This is a genomic window from Thermostichus sp. OS-CIW-30, assembly GCF_054060215.1.
Genome location: NZ_JBSSCZ010000002.1, coordinates 131,005 through 151,551 on the forward strand (window position 1 = coordinate 131,005; position 20,547 = coordinate 151,551).

Annotated in this window: 17 protein-coding genes; 5 read left to right on the forward strand and 12 right to left on the reverse strand. The window is 57.8% G+C overall.

What is annotated here, in order from left to right; translation table 11 throughout:
• The first annotated feature begins 2 nt into the window (after positions 1-2).
• Positions 3-788 (forward strand): exodeoxyribonuclease III, encoded by a 786-nt coding sequence (xth, locus tag ACVWZF_RS01580; RefSeq protein ID WP_457410654.1) that lies wholly within the window; start codon positions 3-5, stop codon positions 786-788.
• Between the two features lie 264 nt (positions 789-1,052).
• Positions 1,053-2,246 carry an RNA-guided endonuclease InsQ/TnpB family protein gene (locus ACVWZF_RS01585; protein WP_457410656.1) on the forward strand — a complete coding sequence of 398 codons (1,194 nt, stop codon included), beginning with the start codon at positions 1,053-1,055 and terminating at the stop codon, positions 2,244-2,246.
• On the opposite strand, the gene ACVWZF_RS01590 is transcribed toward ACVWZF_RS01585, so the two are convergent.
• Positions 2,201-2,662, reverse strand: a complete 462-nt coding sequence (locus ACVWZF_RS01590) for a sigma-70 family RNA polymerase sigma factor (RefSeq protein WP_011431900.1) — start codon at positions 2,660-2,662, stop codon at positions 2,201-2,203. The two genes, ACVWZF_RS01585 and ACVWZF_RS01590, sit on opposite strands and share 46 nt — an antisense overlap.
• A gap of 443 nt (positions 2,663-3,105) precedes the next feature.
• Here ACVWZF_RS01590 and ACVWZF_RS01595 point away from each other — a divergent pair, with 443 nt between their 5' ends.
• Positions 3,106-4,038: an ABC transporter permease gene (locus ACVWZF_RS01595; RefSeq protein WP_457410657.1), complete on the forward strand. Its 933-nt coding sequence runs from the start codon at positions 3,106-3,108 to the stop codon at positions 4,036-4,038.
• Between the two features lie 81 nt (positions 4,039-4,119).
• Positions 4,120-4,788, forward strand: a complete 669-nt coding sequence (msrA, locus tag ACVWZF_RS01600) for a peptide-methionine (S)-S-oxide reductase MsrA (protein ID WP_011431902.1) — start codon at positions 4,120-4,122, stop codon at positions 4,786-4,788.
• A gap of 14 nt (positions 4,789-4,802) precedes the next feature.
• Here msrA and cysW read toward each other — a convergent pair whose 3' ends face one another.
• The 10 genes from cysW to pflB form a co-directional block, all read right to left on the reverse strand.
• Positions 4,803-5,630, reverse strand: a complete 828-nt coding sequence (cysW, locus tag ACVWZF_RS01605) for a sulfate ABC transporter permease subunit CysW (RefSeq protein ID WP_011431903.1) — start codon at positions 5,628-5,630, stop codon at positions 4,803-4,805.
• Positions 5,620-6,432: a sulfate ABC transporter permease subunit CysT gene (cysT, locus tag ACVWZF_RS01610; protein ID WP_011431904.1), complete on the reverse strand. Its 813-nt coding sequence runs from the start codon at positions 6,430-6,432 to the stop codon at positions 5,620-5,622. The genes cysW and cysT overlap by 11 nt, the downstream gene beginning before the upstream one ends.
• 6 nt (positions 6,433-6,438) lie before the next feature.
• Positions 6,439-7,482 carry a sulfate/molybdate ABC transporter ATP-binding protein gene (locus tag ACVWZF_RS01615; protein ID WP_011431905.1) on the reverse strand — a complete coding sequence of 348 codons (1,044 nt, stop codon included), beginning with the start codon at positions 7,480-7,482 and terminating at the stop codon, positions 6,439-6,441.
• 174 nt (positions 7,483-7,656) lie between these two features.
• Positions 7,657-8,661, reverse strand: a complete 1,005-nt coding sequence (locus ACVWZF_RS01620) for a sulfate ABC transporter substrate-binding protein (protein ID WP_011431906.1) — start codon at positions 8,659-8,661, stop codon at positions 7,657-7,659.
• Positions 8,662-8,919: 258 nt separating this feature from the next.
• Positions 8,920-11,706 carry a bifunctional acetate--CoA ligase family protein/GNAT family N-acetyltransferase gene (locus ACVWZF_RS01625; RefSeq protein ID WP_011431907.1) on the reverse strand — a complete coding sequence of 929 codons (2,787 nt, stop codon included), beginning with the start codon at positions 11,704-11,706 and terminating at the stop codon, positions 8,920-8,922.
• 10 nt (positions 11,707-11,716) lie between these two features.
• Positions 11,717-14,347, reverse strand: coding sequence for a bifunctional acetaldehyde-CoA/alcohol dehydrogenase (gene adhE / locus ACVWZF_RS01630; RefSeq protein ID WP_457410659.1), 2,631 nt, complete (start codon positions 14,345-14,347; stop codon positions 11,717-11,719).
• Positions 14,348-14,439: 92 nt separating this feature from the next.
• Entirely contained in the window at positions 14,440-14,850 is a 411-nt protein-coding gene (locus tag ACVWZF_RS01635) for an OsmC family protein (RefSeq protein WP_414343934.1), read from the reverse strand.
• 182 nt (positions 14,851-15,032) lie between these two features.
• Positions 15,033-15,782, reverse strand: a complete 750-nt coding sequence (gene pflA / locus ACVWZF_RS01640; RefSeq protein WP_414374996.1) for a pyruvate formate-lyase-activating protein — start codon at positions 15,780-15,782, stop codon at positions 15,033-15,035.
• A 225-nt stretch (positions 15,783-16,007) separates the two neighbouring features.
• Positions 16,008-16,418, reverse strand: coding sequence for a pentapeptide repeat-containing protein (locus ACVWZF_RS01645; protein ID WP_457388059.1), 411 nt, complete (start codon positions 16,416-16,418; stop codon positions 16,008-16,010).
• A gap of 81 nt (positions 16,419-16,499) precedes the next feature.
• Positions 16,500-18,806: a formate C-acetyltransferase gene (gene pflB, locus ACVWZF_RS01650; RefSeq protein WP_011431912.1), complete on the reverse strand. Its 2,307-nt coding sequence runs from the start codon at positions 18,804-18,806 to the stop codon at positions 16,500-16,502.
• Positions 18,807-19,219: 413 nt separating this feature from the next.
• Here pflB and ACVWZF_RS01655 point away from each other — a divergent pair, with 413 nt between their 5' ends.
• A complete protein-coding gene (locus ACVWZF_RS01655; RefSeq protein ID WP_011431913.1) occupies positions 19,220-20,299 on the forward strand; it encodes a VOC family protein in 1,080 nt (359 codons plus the stop codon).
• On the opposite strand, the gene ACVWZF_RS01660 is transcribed toward ACVWZF_RS01655, so the two are convergent.
• On the reverse strand, positions 20,296-20,457 hold the full coding sequence (locus ACVWZF_RS01660) for a hypothetical protein (protein ID WP_457410661.1): 162 nt from the start codon (positions 20,455-20,457) through the stop codon (positions 20,296-20,298). The genes ACVWZF_RS01655 and ACVWZF_RS01660 overlap by 4 nt on opposite strands.
• Positions 20,458-20,547 lie beyond the last annotated feature (90 nt).

Below are 20,547 nucleotides of genomic sequence, written 5' to 3' on the forward strand. Positions count from 1 at the left end.
TCATGCAAGTGGCTACCTGGAATGTCAACTCCATTCGCACCCGGCTGCCTCAGGTTTTGGCTTGGCTGGACAGCCAGGGATCCCTGGATGTGCTCTGCCTGCAGGAGACTAAGGTGGTGGATGAAGACTTTCCTCGGGCGGCCTTTCAGGAGCGGGGCTTTCATGTGGAGGTCTACGGGCAAAAGTCCTACAACGGTGTGGCTCTGATCAGCCGGGATCCCCCGGAAAAAGTAGAACGGGGGTTTGGTGCGCTGCTGCCTGCGGCGGCAGATTTGGATGAGCAAAAGCGGCTGATGAGCGCCATCTACCGCGGGATCCGTATTCTCAACCTTTATGTGCCCAACGGTTCTGAGGTGGGATTGGAAAAATACGCCTATAAATTGCGCTGGCTAGCCACGCTGAAGGATTACCTCGCCGTTGCCCTGAGCCAAGGGGATCCCATCCTGCTCTGCGGGGACTTTAACATTGCCCTGGAAGATCGGGATATTTACGATCCCCAAAAAGCGGGAGAAATCATGGCTTCCGAACCGGAGCGACAAGCCCTGCGGGAGATCCTGGCTTTAGGGTTTGAAGATGCGTTTCGCAGGTTCACCCCAGATCCCGGCCATTTTAGCTGGTGGGACTATCGCTCGGGGGGGTTTCAAAGGAATCGCGGCTGGCGCATTGATCATCATTATCTGTCTCGTGAGCTACAGGAGAAAGCCACCGCTTGCTGGATCGATGTTGAGCCACGGCGGGCCGAAAAACCCAGCGATCATGCCCCTGTCATTGTTGCCCTGGATATTTAAGCGCCTTGTTATAGTCATTTCAAGCTAGGTTGAGACACTCCCCAAACGCTCCCTGCCACTGCCTTCACCCCTTCTCTCAGAGGAAGAGGGGAGCCAGGCGGAAATGTTTCATTCCTGTTTAAATGACCATAACAGCTCATACCAACTAGCCATCCAATTAAAATGGAGCGGCCTCTTCGAGAATTTTCAGCTAGAAATCGCAGGAGCCCCGCACTGTACCCGTAGGGTCAGTGTCGGGAGGAATGCGGAAGTTATGATAGAACCATGACTCAAGTCCTGACCGTCCCCTGCAAGCTCAAGGTGTCCCAGTCGCAAGCCGCAAAGTTGGATGCGACAATGGATGCCTTTGTGCAGGCGTTGAACTGGGTCAACCAAAACACACCAGAAAAAGTAGTCAACGCAGTCAAACTCCAGTCCCTTTGCTATTACCAGATTCGCGCTCGGTTCGGCTTATCCAGTAACTTGGCTCAGCAGGTCTGCAGACGGCTGGCCGGTGCCCGTAAAGTTGCCCGACAGAAAAACCGTCCGGTCAAAGCGTTCAAGAGAGGCTTTGCGACCTACGATGCCCGTATCTTTTCGTTCCGCGAGAAAGACTGGACGGTGTCGCTGACCACGGTTGGGGGTCGAGAGCGCTTTGAGCTGGCCATTGGCCGCTACCAGAGAGAACGGCTGGCGGGCTCCAATCCCAAATCTGCCACTCTGGTCAAGCGTAAAGACGGCTCCTACTCTATTCAGATCTGTGTGGAAACGGAGCCATCCCCACCGCAACGCACGGGTAGAGTGCTGGGGGTGGACTTGGGAAGGACGGATATTGCCCATACGTCAGAGGGGGACAATTGGAATGGACAGCAGTTGAACAGAGTCCGAGACCACTACTCCCGGTTGAGGGCGGTACTCCAACGCAAAGCCAGTAAGGGCACCCGCAGTTCGCGGCGCAGATGCAGAGAACTGTTGCAACGGCTGTCTGGCAAGGAGAGGCGCTTTCAGGCGTGGGTCAATCATCGCATCTCCAAAGCTATTGTCTCTAGGGCAAAGGCGACAAACAGCGCTATTGCTCTGGAAGACTTGACAGGGATTCGGGAAAGGGTCAATCAACAGCCACGCAGCAAAGCCGAACGGCGCAGGGCCAACAGTTGGGCGTTTTATCAACTCCGTCAATTTTTGGAGTACAAGGCTCTGCGTGCGGGGGTTGCTCTGATTCTTGTTCCGCCTGCCTACACGTCGCAGACCTGCCACCGGTGTTTGCACATTCATCCCGACCCTGCGCAATCCTACCGCAGTGGAAAGAAGTTTAAGTGTGGACACTGTGGATGGGAAGGGGATGCGGATTTGAATGGTGCGAATGTGATTGCGCTTTTGGGGGCTGCTGTGAACCAGCCTAGAGGTTCGTGGTTGGCTTGCCAACTGCAGGGCTACCGAAAGCCCGCCCTGTACTGCGAAGCAGTCAGGGTCGGGTAGTTTACAACCATTCTGTGTTCGGGGCTGAGCTGAGCCATGCTTTGCTGTAGAGCCTGTTGGTAGTGCAAGTGCATCAGGTCGGGGCCAGGGTGAGCGATATCCGATCCGAGGGCCAGGTTTTGGGTTTGGGAGTGTTGCCGGGCGCAGCGCCGTCGCTGATCTGAGGCCACATTCCAGCAGATGCGATACAGCCAAGTGGAAAACTGGGCCGAGCCGCGAAACCGAGGCAACCCTTTCCAGGCACGAATAAACACTTCCTGTACCAGGTCATCCAAAAGATCGGCTCCACACAAGGGATAGAGGATATTCCGTACCGACTGCTGGTATTTGCGGTAGAGTTGGCGAAAGCTCTGGCTGTCGCCGTTGAGGCAGCGCTGGATCAGCTCCCAATCGGATGTATCCTTTGCCGCCTGCACGAGAGGACGCTCCCTTGTTCTCAACCTTGCTTTGTCTGACTCCCAATGCCCCCAAAAGGTTCAAAGGATCCCTGTCTACGATGGCCCTCCACTTCCCGCCAAGCAAGATATGGTCGTTTAGGCTAGAGTGAGACACCTGGGCTATACGAGAAAAGCCTTATGGCCCCATGCATTATTGCTCCGCAGCGCTGACGCGACGACGCGACCAATGTTTTAGGTGTGGGTGCAGTGTCCTAGTTTGAGTCGAAATGACCATACCGGCATCTTCTGATTGCCGTTTTCCCTCAAAGGATACCCGCCGGCAGGTGTAGACAAGCCAATCCCTCTTGCCTGTTCGCACTTTCTCAATCCCAATTCTGTTGAATTCTATTGGCTCGTCGACCTACAATTCCAATAACACCAAAAAGAGGGAATGAAAAGCTGATCTTCATGCCTGCCTGGCCATGGCCAAAACAACTCAGATAACCGATAAACCCGATCTGTTTGGATTCCTCTATCATCACCCGACGCTCATCCTTGCCATTCTGTTGGGGCCACCTCTCATTTGGTTACTGGTCTTTTACTTGGGGCCGCTGCTGGCGCTGCTGCTGCAAAGTTTTTATCATCTGGATCCCTTTACCGGCCTGATCCTGAGAAAGTTGACTTTGGCCACCTATCGGGAGCTGCTCACTCCTGCCAGCGTGGATATCTTTGTCCGCAGCTTGACTATGGCTTTGGCAGTGACCCTAGCTGCAATTGTGTTGGCTTTTCCTCTGGCTTATACCATGGTCAGACTGGCCTCTCCTCGCTGGAAGGACTTTTTGTACTTGTTGGTGCTCCTACCGCTTTGGTCTAGTTATTTGATTCGGGTTTATGCCTGGAAGTTGATCCTGGCCAAAGAAGGGATCCTCACCTACCTACTCGCCCATGTGGGCCTACAGGGATGGGTGGAAAAGATTTTGCAGTTGCCCGGGATCGGTGGGCCATCGCTGGCCGTATCCAACTTGGGTATTTTCTTGGTGTTTCTCTATGTTTGGCTGCCCTATATGATTCTGCCGATCCAGGCGGCTTTGGAGCGAGTACCTGATAGCTTAATTGAGGCTTCTGCAGATTTGGGAGCTCAGGGTTGGCAAACGTTCCGCCATGTTACTCTTCCCCTCGCGTTGCCAGGGATCCTGGCCGGGTCGGTCTTCACCTTTTCCTTAACGCTAGGAGATTTTGTGGTGCCTTATTCTCTGGGCAATTCCAGCTATTTCATCGGGCAGGCAGTTCTCGCCTTCCAGGGCACCTCTGGCAACATTCCCTTGGCGGCAGCCTTCACGGTTGTGCCGATGGGGATCATGATCGTTTATCTGCTGGTGGCCAAGCGGCTGGGGGCGTTTGAATCGGTGAGCTGACCCGATCAAGGATTTTTCCAACACATGAGGAGCCAACTGAGCTAGGCTGGTAAGTGTTAACGAATGTATCGGGCTGTCCCTATGGTGCTCTTTGGCTTTGGCAAACTTGGCAAGAAACTGTCCCTGCCCAAACCGGAAGAAGCCTTGCCGGGCCGGGCCGAGCCGATGGTGATCGTGAATCGGCATTTTGTCAATGGCCATCCGCTGCAGCCGCCTTTTCCCGAGGGCATGGAGCTGGCCATGTTCGGCATGGGCTGCTTCTGGGGGGCAGAGCGCAAGTTTTGGCAGGTGCCAGGGGTGTTCAGCACAGCGGTGGGCTACGCTGGCGGGTTTACCCCCAACCCCACCTATGAAGAGGTCTGTACTGGCCTGACTGGCCACAACGAGGTGGTGCGGGTGGTTTACGACCCAGCTCAGGTCAGCTATGCCCAACTGCTGAAGGTGTTTTGGGAAAATCACGACCCTACCCAGGGGATGCGCCAAGGCAATGATGTGGGCACCCAATACCGCTCCGGCATCTATGTGTATTCTCCGGCGCAGCGGGAGCTGGCGGAAAAAACCCGCGATCTCTATCAGCAGGCCCTGACCGCCCACGGCTACGGCCAGATCACCACCGAGATCTTAGACGCGCCTGAGTTTTACTACGCCGAAGACTACCACCAGCAATATCTGGCCAAGAATCCGCGCGGCTACTGCGGCCTGCGGGGCACTAGGGTTTGTCTGCCAGAGATCCTCACCGAGCCTGCCTAGCCCCAACCCAACCGTCAAAAGACTCGGCGGGAATGGGATCCCCGCTCAAGGAACTCCCTAGCCACTAGGGTTACCACCGCCAGCAAGGAGAGCACCACCGCCGCCGCATAGGCTGAGCCGGTGGCATAACTGCGGTAGGCATCTTCCACGAACAGGGGCAAGGTCTGGGTGCGGCCAATGATGTTGCCGGAAACCACAGCCACAGCGCCGAACTCCCCCATGGCGCGGGCATTGGTCAAGATGACGCCGTACAGAAGGCCCCAGCGGATGTTGGGCAGGGTGATTCTCCAGAAGATCTGCCAGGGGGTCGCCCCCAGCGTTTTGGCGGCTTCTTCCTGGTCGGTGCCTGCCTCCTCCAACACCGGCAACACTTCCCGCGCCACAAAAGGAAGGGTGATGAAAGCCGTTGCCAACACAATGCCCGGAAATGCAAAGATAACCCTCCAGGATCCCAGCCAACCCTGACGCCCGAAGATGAGCACCAGCATTAGGCCAGCCACCACCGGGGAAATGGAAAAGGGCAGATCGATCAGGCTCAGCAGCAGCGCCCGCCCCGGAAAACGCCGATGAGCAATGGCCAAGGCAGCACAGAGGCCGAAAAAGGTATTGAGGGGCACAACGACCAGGGCGGTTAGCACCGTCAATCGCAGGGCACTGAGCAACTCCCGCTCTGTCAGGCGATGGAGAAAGGCTGGGATCCCTTCTCGAAACGCCTGATAGAAGATGTTCACCACCGGGATCCCGAGCAGCAGCGCGATGTAAAGCCCGACGATCCCGATCAACAGGCCCGACAGCCATGTTGAGGGCTTCGGTTTGACACCTGCTACCTCGTCAGGTTTCATGGCGACTTCCCCAGGCTTGCAGAAGGTTAATTACCACCAGCGACAGGAAAGAGATCCCCAACATCACCGTTCCGATCACGGTTGCCCCAGCATAGTCGTGTTGTTCCAGCCGCTGAATCACCAGCACCGCCGCGATCAAGTCCCGAAAGGGAATGCTGGAAGCGATGATCACCACAGAGCCGTATTCCCCCACGGCGCGGGAAAACCCCAGGGCCACCCCGGTGAGCACTGCCGGCAGAATCTGGGGCAGCACCACGCGCCGGAAGGTCTGAAAGCGGGAAGCCCCCAAACTCCAGGCTGCCTCTTCCACATCTTTCTCCAGCTCCTGCAACACCGGCTGCACCGTCCGCACCACAAAGGGAAAAGAAATAAACAGCATCGCCACCCCCACCCCCAAGCGGGTAAAGGAGATGCGGATCCCCAAGGGGGCCAAAAGGGATCCAATCCAGCCGTTGCTGCTGTAAACCGTTGCCAGGGTGAGGCCGGCCACGGCGGTGGGCAAAGCAAACGGCAGATCGATCAACCCCTCGAGAAGCTTTTTGCCGGGGAAGGCGTAGCGCACCAGCACCCAGGCAGTCAGGGTGCCCATCACGCCGTTGATCAGAGCCGCCAGCAACGCGGTTACAAAAGTAACTTCATAGGCGGAGAGGGCCACGGGATCCGTCGCGATCCGCCAAAACTCCGCCCAGCCCACGCTGCTGGACTTGGCAATCAAGGCAGCCAGCGGCAGAATCAACATCAAGAAGAGATAGCCCAGGGTCAGCCGCCACGGCCAAGACAGTTGAGACAAAGCTTGCAGCAACGTTTCTCAAGCTCCCACCGGCATTGCGGTCATCTCGGTTTTTTTGACGGGAAAGGCTTTCACCACCTTGGGGCGCACATAGACCTGCTGCCCCACCTGCAGGGGTTGGTTGGCATATTGCTCGCGGCTGAGATGGGCCCACAGGGATCCGCCATCGCTAAGAATCAGCTCCGCCTGAATCTCCCGACCCAGGTGGATGATCTCCTTAACGCGGGCAGAAACACCACTGCTGCCGGGGTTGACCTCAATCTGCACATCGTGGGGGCGCAAAAAAAGCTGATGCGGGCCGGCCTGCACCTCGGGAAGCTGGCAAAAGAGTTGGGAGCGGGGAGAAAGCTCGTTGACCGGGCCGACAAAGCTCATCACAAAGGGTGTAGCTGGATGGTCATAGATTTCTGCCGGGGATCCCACCTGTTCGATCCGCCCCTGGTTCATCACCACGATCTGATCCGCCACCTCCATGGCTTCCTCTTGATCATGGGTTACAAATACCGTTGTCACATGCACCTCATCGTGCAGGCGCCGCAACCACTTGCGCAGCTCTTTGCGGACTTTGGCATCCAGGGCCCCAAAGGGCTCATCCAACAGCAACACCTGCGGCTCCACCGCCAAAGCGCGGGCTAGGGCCACCCGCTGCCGCTGCCCCCCAGAGAGTTGAGAGGGGTAGCGATCCCCGAACCCCGATAGCTGCACCAGCTCCAGCAGCTCATCCACCCGTGCCCGAATCTCGGCCCGTGAAGCCTTGCGGATCTCCAAGCCAAAGGCGATGTTCTGCCGCACCGTCATGTGCTTGAACAGGGCGTAGTGCTGAAAAACAAAACCAATGTTGCGCTCCTGGACGCTGGCATGGGTAGCATCCCGCCCGGTGAGGGAAATCCGCCCCGTATCCGGCTTTTCTAGGCCGGCAATCAGGCGCAGCAGGGTGGATTTGCCAGAACCGGATGGCCCCAAGAGGGCAACCAGGGATCCCGTGGGAATGGTGAGATCGGTGGGGTGAAGGGCCTGAAACTCGCCAAAACGCTTCGATACCCCTTCGATGGTGATACCCATAGGTTCTGCCTAGCTAGTGGTTTGCCTGAGAAGTTGCTGGATGGTTGCCGGCTGAGTCTTCTGGAGAGGGCGAGGGAAGTTAAACCCGCGGCTAATCTACGGTAAACCTGTCAACAAACCGTTGATACAGCTCCCAGAATAACTTGAACGGGGATCCAAAACAAGGGAGACTCCCTACAACTGAGCTTGGATGCGGTCAAACAAGGCCCCATCGGCAAAAAAGCGGCTTTGGACAACCTCCCAGCCTCCCAGGTCGGCGACGGTAACCCGCTTCTCAACAGGAGGGTACCGCCAGGCAAACTCTTGGGCCACCGTCGGCTCCACCGGGCGAAAGCCCACCTCGGCAAAGGCCCGCTGCGCTTCTGGGGTGAATAGGTAGTCCACAAAGGCTTCGGCCACGGCACGGGTGCCTTTGCGATCCACATTGGCATCCACCACGGCTACGGGGTTGTCGATGGAAATGTTGGGATCCGGCACCACATAGAACAGGGATTGGCCGCGCAGGCTGGCCAAGATCACCTCATGTTCGTAGGTGAGCAGGGCATCCCCTTGCCCTTTTTGGAAAAAAACATCGGTGGCCTCTCGTGAGTCCCGCGGCAAAATGCGGACATTCTTGTAGACCTGGGTGGTGAAGGCCAGAGCCTGGGGTTCAGGGACAGCGCTCCAGAGGGCTAAAAAGTTCCAGCGGGCGCCCCCTGAGGTCTTGGGGTTGGCGGTAACCACCTGCAAGCCGGGCCGAGCCAGATCTTGCCAAGAGCGGATCCCCTGGGGGTTGCCCTCCCGCGTTACAATTACTGCCACCGAACGGGTAACGATCCCTTGGTTGGGGGTACGGGCTTCCCATCCCGGCTGAATGAGACCGGCAGCCACGAGGCGCTCCACATCCAGGGCCAGAGCCAAGGCCACCACATCGGCATCCAGCCCGTCAATAACTGCCCGCGATTGCGTTGCCGAGCCGCCGTAGCTGCTTTCCACCCGCACCCGTTGCCCCGTTTTCGCCAGCCAATCGGCCTCAAAAGCAGGGATGATCTGCCGGTAGGCATCCCGCGTCACCGCAAAGGAGGCCAGGAGAATCGCTACTTCCTCTCTGGATCCCCCTGAGCCCATACCGCTGACACAACCACTGAGGCCAAGAAGAAGGCCAAAAATTAGGGATCCCATCCCCAGCCACCGCCCCATGCTCACCGGCAGCCTGCGGATCCCGGCCCCAACTCTCCCAGACCAGACCACCTCGATTGCTGAGGGGATCCCCCATTTGTTCGCAGGTGTCCCTTCAGTGTTCATAGCAATCCCCAAAAACTTCTCCTCCTCCTCAGAGGGAGTCCGCCCTCACCCCCAACCCCCCTCCCAAAAGGGGAGGGGACAAGCGCCAGGACTCTTCCCGTCTTATTCTACGGTAAGCCAGTCGGTAAACCGTTTTTAGTTCTCTGGGGATCTCTAGGGGGAGCAGGTGGCGAGGATTGGCGGATCGGAGATTAAAGCCAGAGCAGCCTTGAGGATCCCGGGATCCTCTGGAGAAGGGCGCAACTGAAACCCCAGCCGCTGACACAGGCGGCGCATGGCCTCGTTTTCGCAAAGAACCTCGCCGGTGAGGTGCTGGATCCCTTCGCAGCGGGCCACCTGAATGAGGCGGGTCAACAGCTCTGTGCCAATCCCTTGCCGTTGGTAGGGATCCGCCACCAGCATGGCAAACTCTGCTTCTTGGGGAAAGCCATGTTTTCTGGAGAGGCGGCTGATGCCGAGGATTAAGGACTTCGTCCCGCTGACGCGATTGGCCTCTGGCTCCTGTTTTTCTGCTACTAAGGCAATCTCGCGGTCGTAATCGTTAAAGCAAATGCGGGTAAGGCGCTCGTGGGCGATGCGGGCGCTGTATTTGATCGGGTGGAAGTAGCGCAGATAGACGCTGTAATCGGAGACGTGGCGGTGAAAATCGATCACCAAAGGCTCGTCTTCAGGGCGAATGGGGCGAATGGTGATGCCGTCCCGGAAGCTCCAGATGTACTGGGTGGGATAGGGGCGGATGGCCAAGGGCACCTGGGGATCCTGCTCGGTTCGCAAAATGACGCGGGCATCCAAAGCCAGCAGGCCCTCGCTGGAAGCCAGCAGCGGATTGATGTCGATCTCTTTAATCTCCCGCTGCTCGGCCACCAGTTGGCTAAAACGCACCAAGAGCTGTTCTAGGGCCTCCAGATCGACAGCTGGGCGTCCCCGCACCCCCCTGAGGGCCTTGTAGATGAGGGTGTTTTCCATCAGACGCCGGGCCAAGGTGGTGTTGAGGGGGGGAAGGCCAATGGAGCGATCTTGAAACACCTCCACCAGTTGTCCGCCACTGCCAAACAGCAACACCGGCCCAAACTGGGGATCCTGGCTGCTCCCCAGGATCAGCTCATAGCCATCCGTGTCCACCATCGGCTGCACCGTGACCCCCTGGAAGTGCTCCGGCCCCGCTTTCTCGCTGACGTTGCGGAGGATTTGCCCGAAGGCCCGGCGCACCGCCTCAGCATCGGGCAGGTTGAGCTGCACGCCGCCCACATCGGTTTTGTGGGTGAGGGTGTGGGAGTAGAGCTTCACCACCACCGGGTAGCCCATGGCCTCGGCAGCTTCCACTGCTGCTTCGGGGCTCTCGGCCACCCGCGTCGGCACCACGGGGATCCCGTAGGCGGCCAGGATTTCCTTAGATTCGACCTCCGTGAGAAGCGTGCGGCCTTCCCGCCTCGCCTGGGCAAGGGTTTGCTGCACTTTTTCCTGCTCCACTGGCCTGGTGGGAGCCAGGGTGGGGGTTTCGTAGAGGGCCTTGAGGTTGTCACTAAAGCGCCACAAATAGCCGAACACCCGCGCCGCTTGATCCGGGTAGCGATAGGTGGGGATCCCGGCTTGGTTGAGGATGTGCTCGCCCGCATCCACGCCAGCTCCCCCCATCCAACTGGCCAGGATAGGCTGCCGGGATCCACTGCGCCGCCAGGTCTCCACCACTTTCTCGGCAGTGGCCGTGGGATCCGTCATGGCTTGGGGGGTGAGGATGACCAGACAGCCCTGGCTGCCGGGATCTTGCAACACCACTTCCAAAACTTGGGCAAAGCGCTCCGGATCGGCATCCCCCAAAATGTCAATGGGATTGCCGTGGCTCCAGTGGGGGGGCAAGATCCGCTCAAGCTGCTCCAGGGTTTGGGGGGAGAGCTGGGCCAGGGATCCCCCGGCGCGAATGAGGGCATCGGTGGCCAGCACCCCTGGCCCGCCGGCATTGGTGAGGATGGTCAGGTGAGGGCCCTGAGGACGGGGCTGTTTGGCCAGCACCTCCGCCAGGTCGAAGAGATCTTCAATGTGATCCACCCGCAGCACGCCGCAACGGCGGAAGGCCGCATCCAACACTGCGTCGCTGCCGGTGAGGGAGCCCGTGTGGGAAGCGGCTGCTTGGGCTGCCGCCTGGGTGCGCCCCGCCTTGATGACAATGATGGGCTTGCTCAGGGCCACCTCTCGGGCCGCGGACAGAAAAGAGCGGGCATCCCCGATGGATTCCATGTACAAGACAATGCTGTGGGTATGGGGATCCTCGCCCAAGTAGTCGATTAAGTCTCCCCAGCCCACATCCAGCATCGATCCCAGAGAGATAAAGGCGCTGAAGCCCACATTTTCCTGCAGGCTCCAGTCCAGGATCGAGGTGCACAGGGCCCCACTTTGGCTGATGAAGCCCACATTGCCGGGCCGGGCCATCTGGGCAGCAAAGGTGGCGTTTAAGCCCGTGTGGGGGTTTTGGATCCCCAGGCAGTTGGGGCCAATCAAGCGCAGCTTCCTAAGGACTCCGTCCCGCTGACGCGATTGGATAGTCTGCTGAATTTGCTTCTCCAGCTCCCAGCCAGCAGGGCCCGTTTCCTTGAAGCCTGCTGAAAGAACAATGGCGCCCTTGACCCCGGCTTCTACGCACTCCTGCACCACCTTGGGCACCCCCGCTGCCGGAATGGCGATAATGGCCAGATCCACCGGCTCCGGCAGAGCGGACAGCCGCTCGTAGGCCCGGATCCCCAACACCTGGTGCCGCTTGGGATTGACCGGGTAAACCGTGCCGCCAAAGGGGTGGCTAATGAGGTTCCACAACACCGTCCGCCCCACGCTGCCCTCCCGCTCCGTGGCCCCCACCACCGCCACCGAACGGGGCAGAAAAATGGGATTCAGGGGATGGGATCGGGCCCTCCAGATATCCACACTGGGATCCAGTCGTTGCCACATACCCTACTCCTTAGGCCAACACTGGTTCCGGCTGGTGGTAGAGGGCAGAATCCACCCGGCAGCCCCGATAGGCCAAAACGTACAGCTCCTTCATGTCTTGAATGAGGGGATAGCGGGGGTTTGCGCCGGTGCATTGGTCGTCAAAGGCTTGCTCCGCCATCGCCTCCAGACGGTCGTAAAACTCCCGCTCTTTCTCGCCCAGGGCCTCGCGAATGGTGGCCGGGATCTCCAGTTTCCGCTTGAGCTCTTCGATGGCCTCAATCAGGCGCATGACCTTTTCATCGTCATCCGCCCCGCCCAACTGCAGGTAATCGGCAATTTCCGCGTAGCGGTGTTTGGCGTTGGGATAGCGGTATTGGGGAAAAATGGCCTGCTTAAAGGGGGCGTCGGTGGCGTTGTAGCGGATGACGTGGGTAATCATCAGGGCATTGGCCAGGCCGTGGGGCAGATGGAAGGTGGATCCCAGCTTGTGGGCCAGGGAGTGGCACACCCCCAAAAAGGCGTTGGCAAAGGCCATGCCGGCAATGGTGGCGGCGTAGTGAACTTTTTCTCGGGCTTCTGGATCTGCAGCACCTTTTTCATAGGCCCGCGGCAGGTAGGTCATGAGCAGCTTGATGGCTTGTAATGCCAGCCCATCGGTAAAGTCGCTGGCCATCACCGACACATAGGCTTCCAGAGCATGGGTGAGGGCATCGATGCCGCCGTAAGCTGTTAGCTTCTTGGGCATCTTTAAGGTGAGATCCGGATCCACAATGGCCATGGTGGGGGTGAGGGCGTAGTCCGCCAGGGGGTATTTGATCCCCACCCGGTCATCGGTCACTACGGCAAAGGGCGTCACCTCGGATCCCGTGCCGGAAGTGGTGGGGATGCAGATGAGCTGAGCTTTTTGCCCCAGTGGCGGCAGCTCGTAAACCCGCTTGCGGATGTCCATAAAGCGCATCGCCAAGCCTTCAAACTCCACCTGGGGCTGCTCGTACATCAGCCACATCACCTTGGCCGCATCCATCGGGGATCCCCCACCGACCGCAATAATCACATCCGGTTGAAACTGGCGCAACTGCTCCAGACCGCGATTGACGTTGCTGAGGGTGGGATCCGGCTCTACATCGTGGTACACATCCCAGCTCACGCGAATCTCATCCAAAACCTGGGTGATGGGATGCAATATGCCCAACTCAAAGAGCGGCTTATCGGTCACCAAAAAGGCGCGTTTTTTGCCGGCCAATTCCCGCAGAGCAATAGGCAGACATCCGGGCTTGAAGTAAACCTTGGGCGGGATCCGAAACCAGAGCATGTTTTCCCGACGTTGGGTTACCGTTTTAATGTTGAGCAGGTGGCGCGGCCCCACATTCTCGGAGATCGAATTGCCTCCCCAAGTGCCACAGCCCAAAGTCAGAGAGGGATCTAGCTTGAAGTTGTAGAGATCCCCAATGGCCCCTTGTGAAGAGGGAGTGTTGATCAAGACTCGACCGGTTTGCAGGGCATTTTCAAAGTAGGCAATATCGTCCCGATTGGCGGGATCTGTATACAAAACAGAGGTGTGTCCCCGCCCGCCGAAATTGACCAGTTGAACGGCCACTTCCACAGCAGCGTGAAAATCCTTGGCTCGGTAGAGGGCCAGAACAGGGGCCAATTTTTCGTAGGAGAAGGGCTCCTCCGGCCCCACCTTCTCCACTTCCCCAATCAGCAGTTTGGTGCCTTCGGGTACCTGGATACCGGCCAGGGCAGCGATGGTCTGCACCGACTGGCCCACAATGGCCGGATTGAGGCGACCGTCTTTGAGAAGGATGCGGCGCACGGCTTCGATTTGTTCCGGATCCAAAATGTAGGCCCCCCGATGGCCGAACTCGGCCTTGACCTGCTCGTAGATGGCATCCACCACCACCACTGCCTGTTCTGAGGCACAGATCATGCCGTTGTCGAAGGTCTTGCTCAACAAAATCGAGCTGACAGCCATGGGAATATCGGCACTGGCATCGATCACTGCCGGGGTATTGCCCGCTCCCACCCCCAAAGACGGGTGGCCCGAAGAGTAGGCCGCTTTAACCATGCCAGGCCCGCCGGTAGCCAAGATCAGCTTCACCTCAGGATGCTGCATCAAAGCCTGGGACAGCTCGATGGTGGGCTCGTCGATCCAGCCGATCAACCCCACAGGAGCGCCCGCTGCCTCGGCAGCTTCTCTGACCACTTTGGCCGCGGCAATGGTGCATTGTTTAGCCCGCGGGTGGGGAGAAAAGATAATGCCGTTGCGGGTTTTGAGGGTGATCAGAGCCTTGAAAATGGTCGTCGAGGTAGGGTTGGTTACCGGCACAATACCTGCCAAAAGCCCTACTGGTTCAGCAATGCGCTCGTAGCCAAAGCTCTCATCCCGCTCGATAACCCCGCAGGTTTTCTCGTGTTTGTATTTGTTGTAAATGTATTCCGAGGCAAAGTGATTTTTGATCACCTTGTCCTCCACAATACCCATGCCGGTTTCCTGTACCGCCAGCTTGGCCAGCGGGATCCGTTCGTTGTTGGCAGCCAGAGCGGCTCTGTGAAAAATCCGGTCTACCTGTTCTTGGGTGAAAGTTGCATATTCAGCTTGGGCAGCCTTCACCTGTTGGATCAGGGTTTCCAACTCGGCTAGATGGGTCACTGGCATCGGTGGATCCCTCCAAAACTCATCAAGACTTAGACGATAGGAACAATTGACAATCGGATAGTTGGAAATAGTCGAATAACCCGAATGGCAATCTAGGCGCCAACAGGAGCAGGAACTTGGATTTCGGTGGTCAGGGTGGGGGGATGGGTGAGCGTATTGTGAATGATGCAGGCATCAACTGCTTTTTCCAGCCCCTTTTGATGCCTTCCGTCCAGCGGGATCCCAGTTTTTACACGAATGTGAATGTTGTCTAGGCGAGCCGGATGCTCAACTTTCTCCGCCGTGACCACCACCTCTAGTCCACTGGGATCCAACTGCCGAGCTTCCAGATATTTGACGGCATAAAAACCAACACAGGCGCCCAGAGAAGCCAGAAACCATTCCGGCGGCGTCATTCCCTGATCTCGACCGTGATTGTCCAAAGGCTGGTCGCTGAGAATGCGGTGCCCTCGGCTTTCCGCTTGGAACTGAACACCATCGCGGTAGGTGACGCAAACTTCCATTGGGGATCCCTCCTCTTGGGGTATTCTTCAGTTCACATAGAGTCCGTAAAGTTAGCCTGGGGATCAACTTGGATTCCAGTCAGCTCAGGGCCAATCTGGAGACGGTGCAGAGATTAACTGTGAATCACTTCGGATCTAAGCGTGACCTGGCTATGCTGACCCAAGCCGCAACTGCAGAATTGTCAAATAGCCACCAGTCCTTGATCCCGAAAGATTTGTAAGGCGTGATTCACCTGTTCGGGTGTGGGTGGATCGACATCGGCAAGGGTGTAAGGCAATCCCAATTGCTGCCATTTGTATTCCCCCATCTTGTGAAAGGGCAAAACTTCCACTCGCTCCACGTTGGATAAGGTGGCCACAAACTCGGCCAGACCCTTAATGTTTTCCTCGGGATCCGTCAAGCCGGGAACCAGCACAAAACGAATCCAGGTAGGCTTGTGGATCTGGTCTAAATAGCGGGCCAGATTAAGAGTGGGTTCTAGCGAAACGCCGGTAACCTTTCGATACAGCTCCGGCAGATAAGACTTGATATCCAGCAACACCAAATCTGTATGCTCCAACACAGGCTTGGCTGCTTCCAGTTGCCCATAGCCAGAAGTATCCAAAGCCGTGTGCAAGCCCAACTCATGACAGCGACGGAAGATCTCAGCTACAAAGGTGGGTTGCAGCAAAGGCTCTCCCCCGGTAGCCGTAACTCCCCCCCCTCGCAAGTAATTCTTGTAACGTTGGATCTCGGCAATTAAAGACTCAACCGTAACAAGCTGTCCCGCCTCCGGATCCCGACAGTCAGGGTTGTGGCAATACAAACAGCGAAGTGGACAACCCTGTGTAAAAATTACGAAGCGGATTCCTGGCCCATCGACGGTGCCACAGGTTTCCACCGAGTGAATGCGCCCAGCAATTGGTGTCAGGGGGTTCATAACGGTATCCATACTTTTATCCTGGATGACTTTTGCAAAATATCAATCAATCTTGAGGTTTTCTTCCAGATTGCTAACTCAGGTTAAATAGAACACAGTTTCCATTTCTCTTTGGATTAGGTTGGAACTAGATTTTTTTAGATCCCTAGGGTCTTTTAGCTAGACCGCTGCTATCCTGGCTGGAAGGGAGAAAGGGGGATAAAAAGCCGAAAGGGCAGCTTGGGGATCCCACCCAGCTCAGACCGATGGGTCGTGTGGGCTAGGCACGGAGGTATCCACCGTGATGCCGTGCAGGCGGTGGGCCTTGGGATCGAAATCCTTCGGGAAATGGGTATAGGCATCGAAATCTGCGTGATCCAACAAGGCTCCTTCTAAGAGCGCCCCTCGGAAATTGCTGCCAAAGAGGAGACATCCCCGCAAATCGGCTCCCGATAGGTTAGCTCCGCTGAAGTCGGCAAAACTGAGATCGCACCCCCGCAAATTAGCCCCCGCCAAGTTGGCCCCACTGAAATCGGCATAGCTGAGATCGGCACCGGCCAAATGGATCCCCTGCAGCTCAGCCCCCTGCAAATCGATCTCCCGAAAATCGCGCCGTCCTGAGGCATACTGGCTGACCAGATCCGCAGCGCTACAAACAGTCATGATCATCGGGCCTCCTCGGTTATCGATGGGGGATCCCTTCCATCGACCCCGGTATGGGCGGACTTCAGGGATCCCCAGGCTGGTCTTTTAGCAGTGTTGATGGAACGTGCGGTTAATGACATCCAGTTGCTGCTCGCGGGTGAGCTTGATGAAGTTCACCGCATAGCCGGAAACCCGGATGGTGAGCTGTGGGTAGAGCTCCGGGTGCTCCATGGCATGCAGCAGGGTCTCGCGGTTGAGAACATTGACGTTGAGGTGGAAACCGCCATCCCGCATGTAGCCATCCAGCAGCCCCACTAGATTGGCAACCCGCTCCTCCGCTGTGCGACCTAGGGCCGCCGGCACAATCGAGAAGGTGTTGGAGATCCCATCCAGAGCGTCGTCGTAGGGCAGCTTGGCCACCGAAGCCAGCGACGCCACCGCCCCCTTGGTGTCCCGGCCGTGCATGGGGTTGGCCCCTGGGGCAAAGGGCTCGCCCGCTCGCCGCCCATCGGGAGTATTGCCGGTTTTCTTGCCGTAGACCACGTTGGAGGTGATGGTGAGGATGGACTGGGTGGGGATGGCATTGCGGTAGGTCTTGTGCTTGCGCAGCTCGGCCATGAAGGTCTGCACCAGTTGCACCGCAATGGAGTCAACTCGGTCGTCGTTGTTGCCGTATTTGGGGAAGTCGCCCTCCACCGCGTAATCCACCACTAGGCCCCGCTCATCCCGGATGGCCCGTACCCGCGCGTATTTGATGGCGGATAGGGAGTCGGCTGTTACCGACAGGCCGGCCAACCCAAAGGCCATGGTGCGCAGCACGTCCCGGTCGTGCAGGGCCATCTCCAGGCGCTCGTAGCAGTACTTGTCGTGCATGTAGTGGATGATGTTCATGGTGTTGACGTAGGTTTTGGCCAGCCAGGCCATCATCTGCGCCATGCGCGGCCACACCTCGTCGTAGTCCAGGACATCGGCGGTGATGGGGGCGAAAGCAGGAGCCACCTGCTCGCCGGAGATCTCATCCCGACCGCCGTTGATGGCATAGAGCAGGCACTTGGCCAAGTTCACCCGCGCCCCAAAGAACTGCATTTGCTTGCCGATGCGCATGGCCGACACACAGCAGGCGATGCCGTAGTCATCCCCCCAGTAGGGGCGCATCAAGTCGTCGTTTTCGTACTGGATGGAGCTGGTTTCAATGGAGACCTTGGCGCAGTAGCGCTTGAAGGCTTCCGGCAGCCGCTCCGACCAGAGCACGGTCAAGTTGGGCTCGGGCGCTGGGCCAAGGTTGTAGAGGGTATGCAGCATGCGGAAGCTGGTTTTGGTAACCAAAGGCCGCCCATCCAGGCCCATGCCGCCGATGCACTCGGTAACCCAGGTGGGATCCCCGCTGAATAGCTCGTTGTACTCGGGCGTGCGCAAAAACCTGACCATGCGCAGCTTCATAACAAAGTGGTCAATGAGCTCCTGGGCCTCTTCCTCGGTGAGGATCCCGGCCTGCAGATCCCGCTCGATGTAGATGTCCAGGAAGGTGGACACCCGCCCCAAGGACATGGCCGCCCCGTTTTGCTCCTTGACGGCTGCCAGGTAGGCCAGGTACAGCCATTGGATGGCTTCGCGGGCGTTGGCTGCCGGACGGCCCAGGTCAAACCCGTAGCGGGATCCCATCTCTTTCAGCTCTTGTAGGGCCTTAATCTGCTCGGAGAGCTCCTCCCGCAGGCGGATGGTCTCTTCGTCCATCGTGTCCAGGTCTAGACTGGCTTTTTGGGCCTGCTTGTCTTCGATGAGCCGATCCACCCCGTAGAGGGCCACCCGCCGGTAGTCCCCAATGATGCGACCCCGACCGTAGGCATCGGGCAGGCCGGTGATGATCCCGGAGCGGCGGCAGCGGCGCATCTCTTCGGTATAGGCGTCAAAAACGCCGTCGTTGTGGGTTTTGCGGTACTGGGTAAAAATTTCCTTGGTGCGGGGATCCAGCTCGTAGCCATAGGCTTTGAGGGAAGACTCCACCACGCGGATGCCGCCAAAGGGCATGATGGCCCGCTTCAGAGGTTTGTCCGTCTGCAGCCCCACAATCTGTTCCAGCTCTGGGTCGATATAGCCAGGGGCGTGGCTGGTGATGGTAGAGGGAACAGCGGTATCGGCATCTAGGATCCCTCGCTCTCGCTCCAGAGCCATCAAATCCTTGACCTTGGCCCACAGCCGCTGGGTGCGCTCGGTGGCTGCAGCTAAGAAGGTTTCATCACCGGTGTAGGGGGTGTAATTGCGCTGAATAAAGTCTCTGACGTCGATGCAGCGCTGCCAGGCTCCCGTTGCAAAATCGCTCAAAACTTTTTGACCGGCTGCGTTGGATCCTGTCCTTGGTTCCGCCTTCAATTCTGTAGGTGATGCTACAGAACGCTGCACACTGGCAACCATAACAATCCTCCCGGCTATTACGCCTGATAATCTATCGACAGGGCGAGGCAGCACCCCGGCCTTTGCCCCACGTAGGCTCTAAAAGAGAGCTAAAGAACCAATAGATCTCTGCAAGGCTTATAGGGATCCTACGAAGGGCTTTTAGCAACTCTTCTGTTTCTTTTTTAGGCGTTCTAAATACACCTCGCCTGATTTAATTTTAGTCCCTTGCGCTCTGAGGATATTTTCGGTTGCGTGATTTTTTAATCTTATTTTCATCCTATTTTTTAATGCTGTTTTAATATCTTCTTAACGTTGTTTTACGCTTTTCCATCGGCAAATGGCGGGCCTATGCTGAGGTAGGACGGCCCAGGTCGTCTGTTGCCGTGAGAACGTCAGGATACTCGGCCTTTGCCTTAGCAGTGCCTTGCTCTATGAACCAGTCCAATCGAATCGTCCAAGGGATCCATCACCTGCACTTCTATCTTTGGGATCTGCCCCGTTGGCAGGAACACTTTTGTCAAGTTTGGGGCTTCCGAATGGAAGGACAGCTCGGCAGTACCCTCTGTCTGCGTCAGGGATCCCTGCGCTTGCGCCTATCTCAGCCGGCTCACGCCGGGGATGAGGTGGATCGCTATTTGCAGCAACATTCGCCTGGCGTGGTGGATGTGGCCTTAGCGGTGGTGGAGCAAGAGCTGTTGGGCTTGGCAGAGCTTCTGCAGAGGCGAGGAGCCCAAGTGGAGTGGATCCCGGCAGAAGAGGAAGGCGGCCCCACTCTGCGCCTGCGCACCCCCTATGGACTTCGGCATTCTTTGCTCCCCGGCTCAGGGATCCCCGATTCAGCCCCTGCTGAGGAGAACCTGTTTTCCCACTGGGATCACCTGGTATTGAACGTGGAGCAGGGATCCCTGCAGGCAGCGGCGGATTGGTATGAGCAGGTGCTGGGTTGGCGGTCTCTGTATCGCTATAGCATCCGCACCAACACCTCTGGCCTAGAAAGTGTGGTGGTGGGAGATCCTGAAGCCGGGATCCAGTTGGCCATCAACGAGCCCACCTGTGCCGCTTCCCAGATCCAGGAGTTTTTGGATGCCCATCATGGCCCTGGCCTGCAACATGCGGCGTTGCACAGCTCAGATGTCTTCGCCAGTGTGCGCCGGCTGCGACAGGGAGGCGTAAACTTTCTGCAGGTGCCACCGGAGTACTACACAAACCTGGCAAGGGAGCTGGCTTCTGGAGCAATACTCCGTTCTGGTGGGTTGCCCCCCGCCATCTCCTGGCACGACTTGGTGGAGCAGCAGCTCCTTTTGGATGCCACCTTGCCTGCTTCTGATTCCCCACACCCCCCCCTGTTGTTGCAAACCTTCACTCAGCCTCTGTTTGGTCGGCCCACGTTTTTTTTCGAGGTCATCCAACGATTGGGTGGAGCCACAGGCTTTGGCGAAGCCAACTTTCAAGCCCTGTTTGAAGCTCTAGAACGCCAACAGCGACAACGGCAGCAAGCCCTGGTCTGCTAACACCCTTGTTCTAGGGATCCAGTGGGAGCACCAGGGGAATGTCTCCAGTTAATCAACACGATTGATTGCCCCTGAGTTTCCAGCCGATATTCGGGTATGCGGAAGGCGTTGACATCCTCCCCGGCCTGAAGGCCGGAGATTCCTACCACGCTACGCATGGATGGCTCCTTGCGCAGTCGTCTCGGCGGGTTCCTGCTTCCGACCGCCCGTGCAGTTCGATCCACAGGCCATCCGGGCTGACACGGGTG

What these genes read in the sequence shown, in the direction of transcription:
- xth (WP_457410654.1), top strand. Translation starts at nt 3, where the DNA reads ATGCAAGTGGCTACCTGGAATGTCAACTCCATTCGCACCCGGCTGCCT.
- ACVWZF_RS01585 (WP_457410656.1), top strand. Translation starts at nt 1,053, where the DNA reads ATGACTCAAGTCCTGACCGTCCCCTGCAAGCTCAAGGTGTCCCAGTCG.
- ACVWZF_RS01595 (WP_457410657.1), top strand. Translation starts at nt 3,106, where the DNA reads ATGGCCAAAACAACTCAGATAACCGATAAACCCGATCTGTTTGGATTC.
- msrA (WP_011431902.1), top strand. Translation starts at nt 4,120, where the DNA reads ATGGTGCTCTTTGGCTTTGGCAAACTTGGCAAGAAACTGTCCCTGCCC.
- cysW (WP_011431903.1), bottom strand. Translation starts at nt 5,630, where the DNA reads ATGAAACCTGACGAGGTAGCAGGTGTCAAACCGAAGCCCTCAACATGG.
- ACVWZF_RS01615 (WP_011431905.1), bottom strand. Translation starts at nt 7,482, where the DNA reads ATGGGTATCACCATCGAAGGGGTATCGAAGCGTTTTGGCGAGTTTCAG.
- ACVWZF_RS01620 (WP_011431906.1), bottom strand. Translation starts at nt 8,661, where the DNA reads ATGGGGCGGTGGCTGGGGATGGGATCCCTAATTTTTGGCCTTCTTCTT.
- ACVWZF_RS01625 (WP_011431907.1), bottom strand. Translation starts at nt 11,706, where the DNA reads ATGTGGCAACGACTGGATCCCAGTGTGGATATCTGGAGGGCCCGATCC.
- adhE (WP_457410659.1), bottom strand. Translation starts at nt 14,347, where the DNA reads ATGCCAGTGACCCATCTAGCCGAGTTGGAAACCCTGATCCAACAGGTG.
- ACVWZF_RS01635 (WP_414343934.1), bottom strand. Translation starts at nt 14,850, where the DNA reads ATGGAAGTTTGCGTCACCTACCGCGATGGTGTTCAGTTCCAAGCGGAA.
- pflA (WP_414374996.1), bottom strand. Translation starts at nt 15,782, where the DNA reads ATGGATACCGTTATGAACCCCCTGACACCAATTGCTGGGCGCATTCAC.
- ACVWZF_RS01645 (WP_457388059.1), bottom strand. Translation starts at nt 16,418, where the DNA reads ATGATCATGACTGTTTGTAGCGCTGCGGATCTGGTCAGCCAGTATGCC.
- pflB (WP_011431912.1), bottom strand. Translation starts at nt 18,806, where the DNA reads ATGGTTGCCAGTGTGCAGCGTTCTGTAGCATCACCTACAGAATTGAAG.
- ACVWZF_RS01655 (WP_011431913.1), top strand. Translation starts at nt 19,220, where the DNA reads ATGAACCAGTCCAATCGAATCGTCCAAGGGATCCATCACCTGCACTTC.
- ACVWZF_RS01660 (WP_457410661.1), bottom strand. Translation starts at nt 20,457, where the DNA reads ATGCGTAGCGTGGTAGGAATCTCCGGCCTTCAGGCCGGGGAGGATGTC.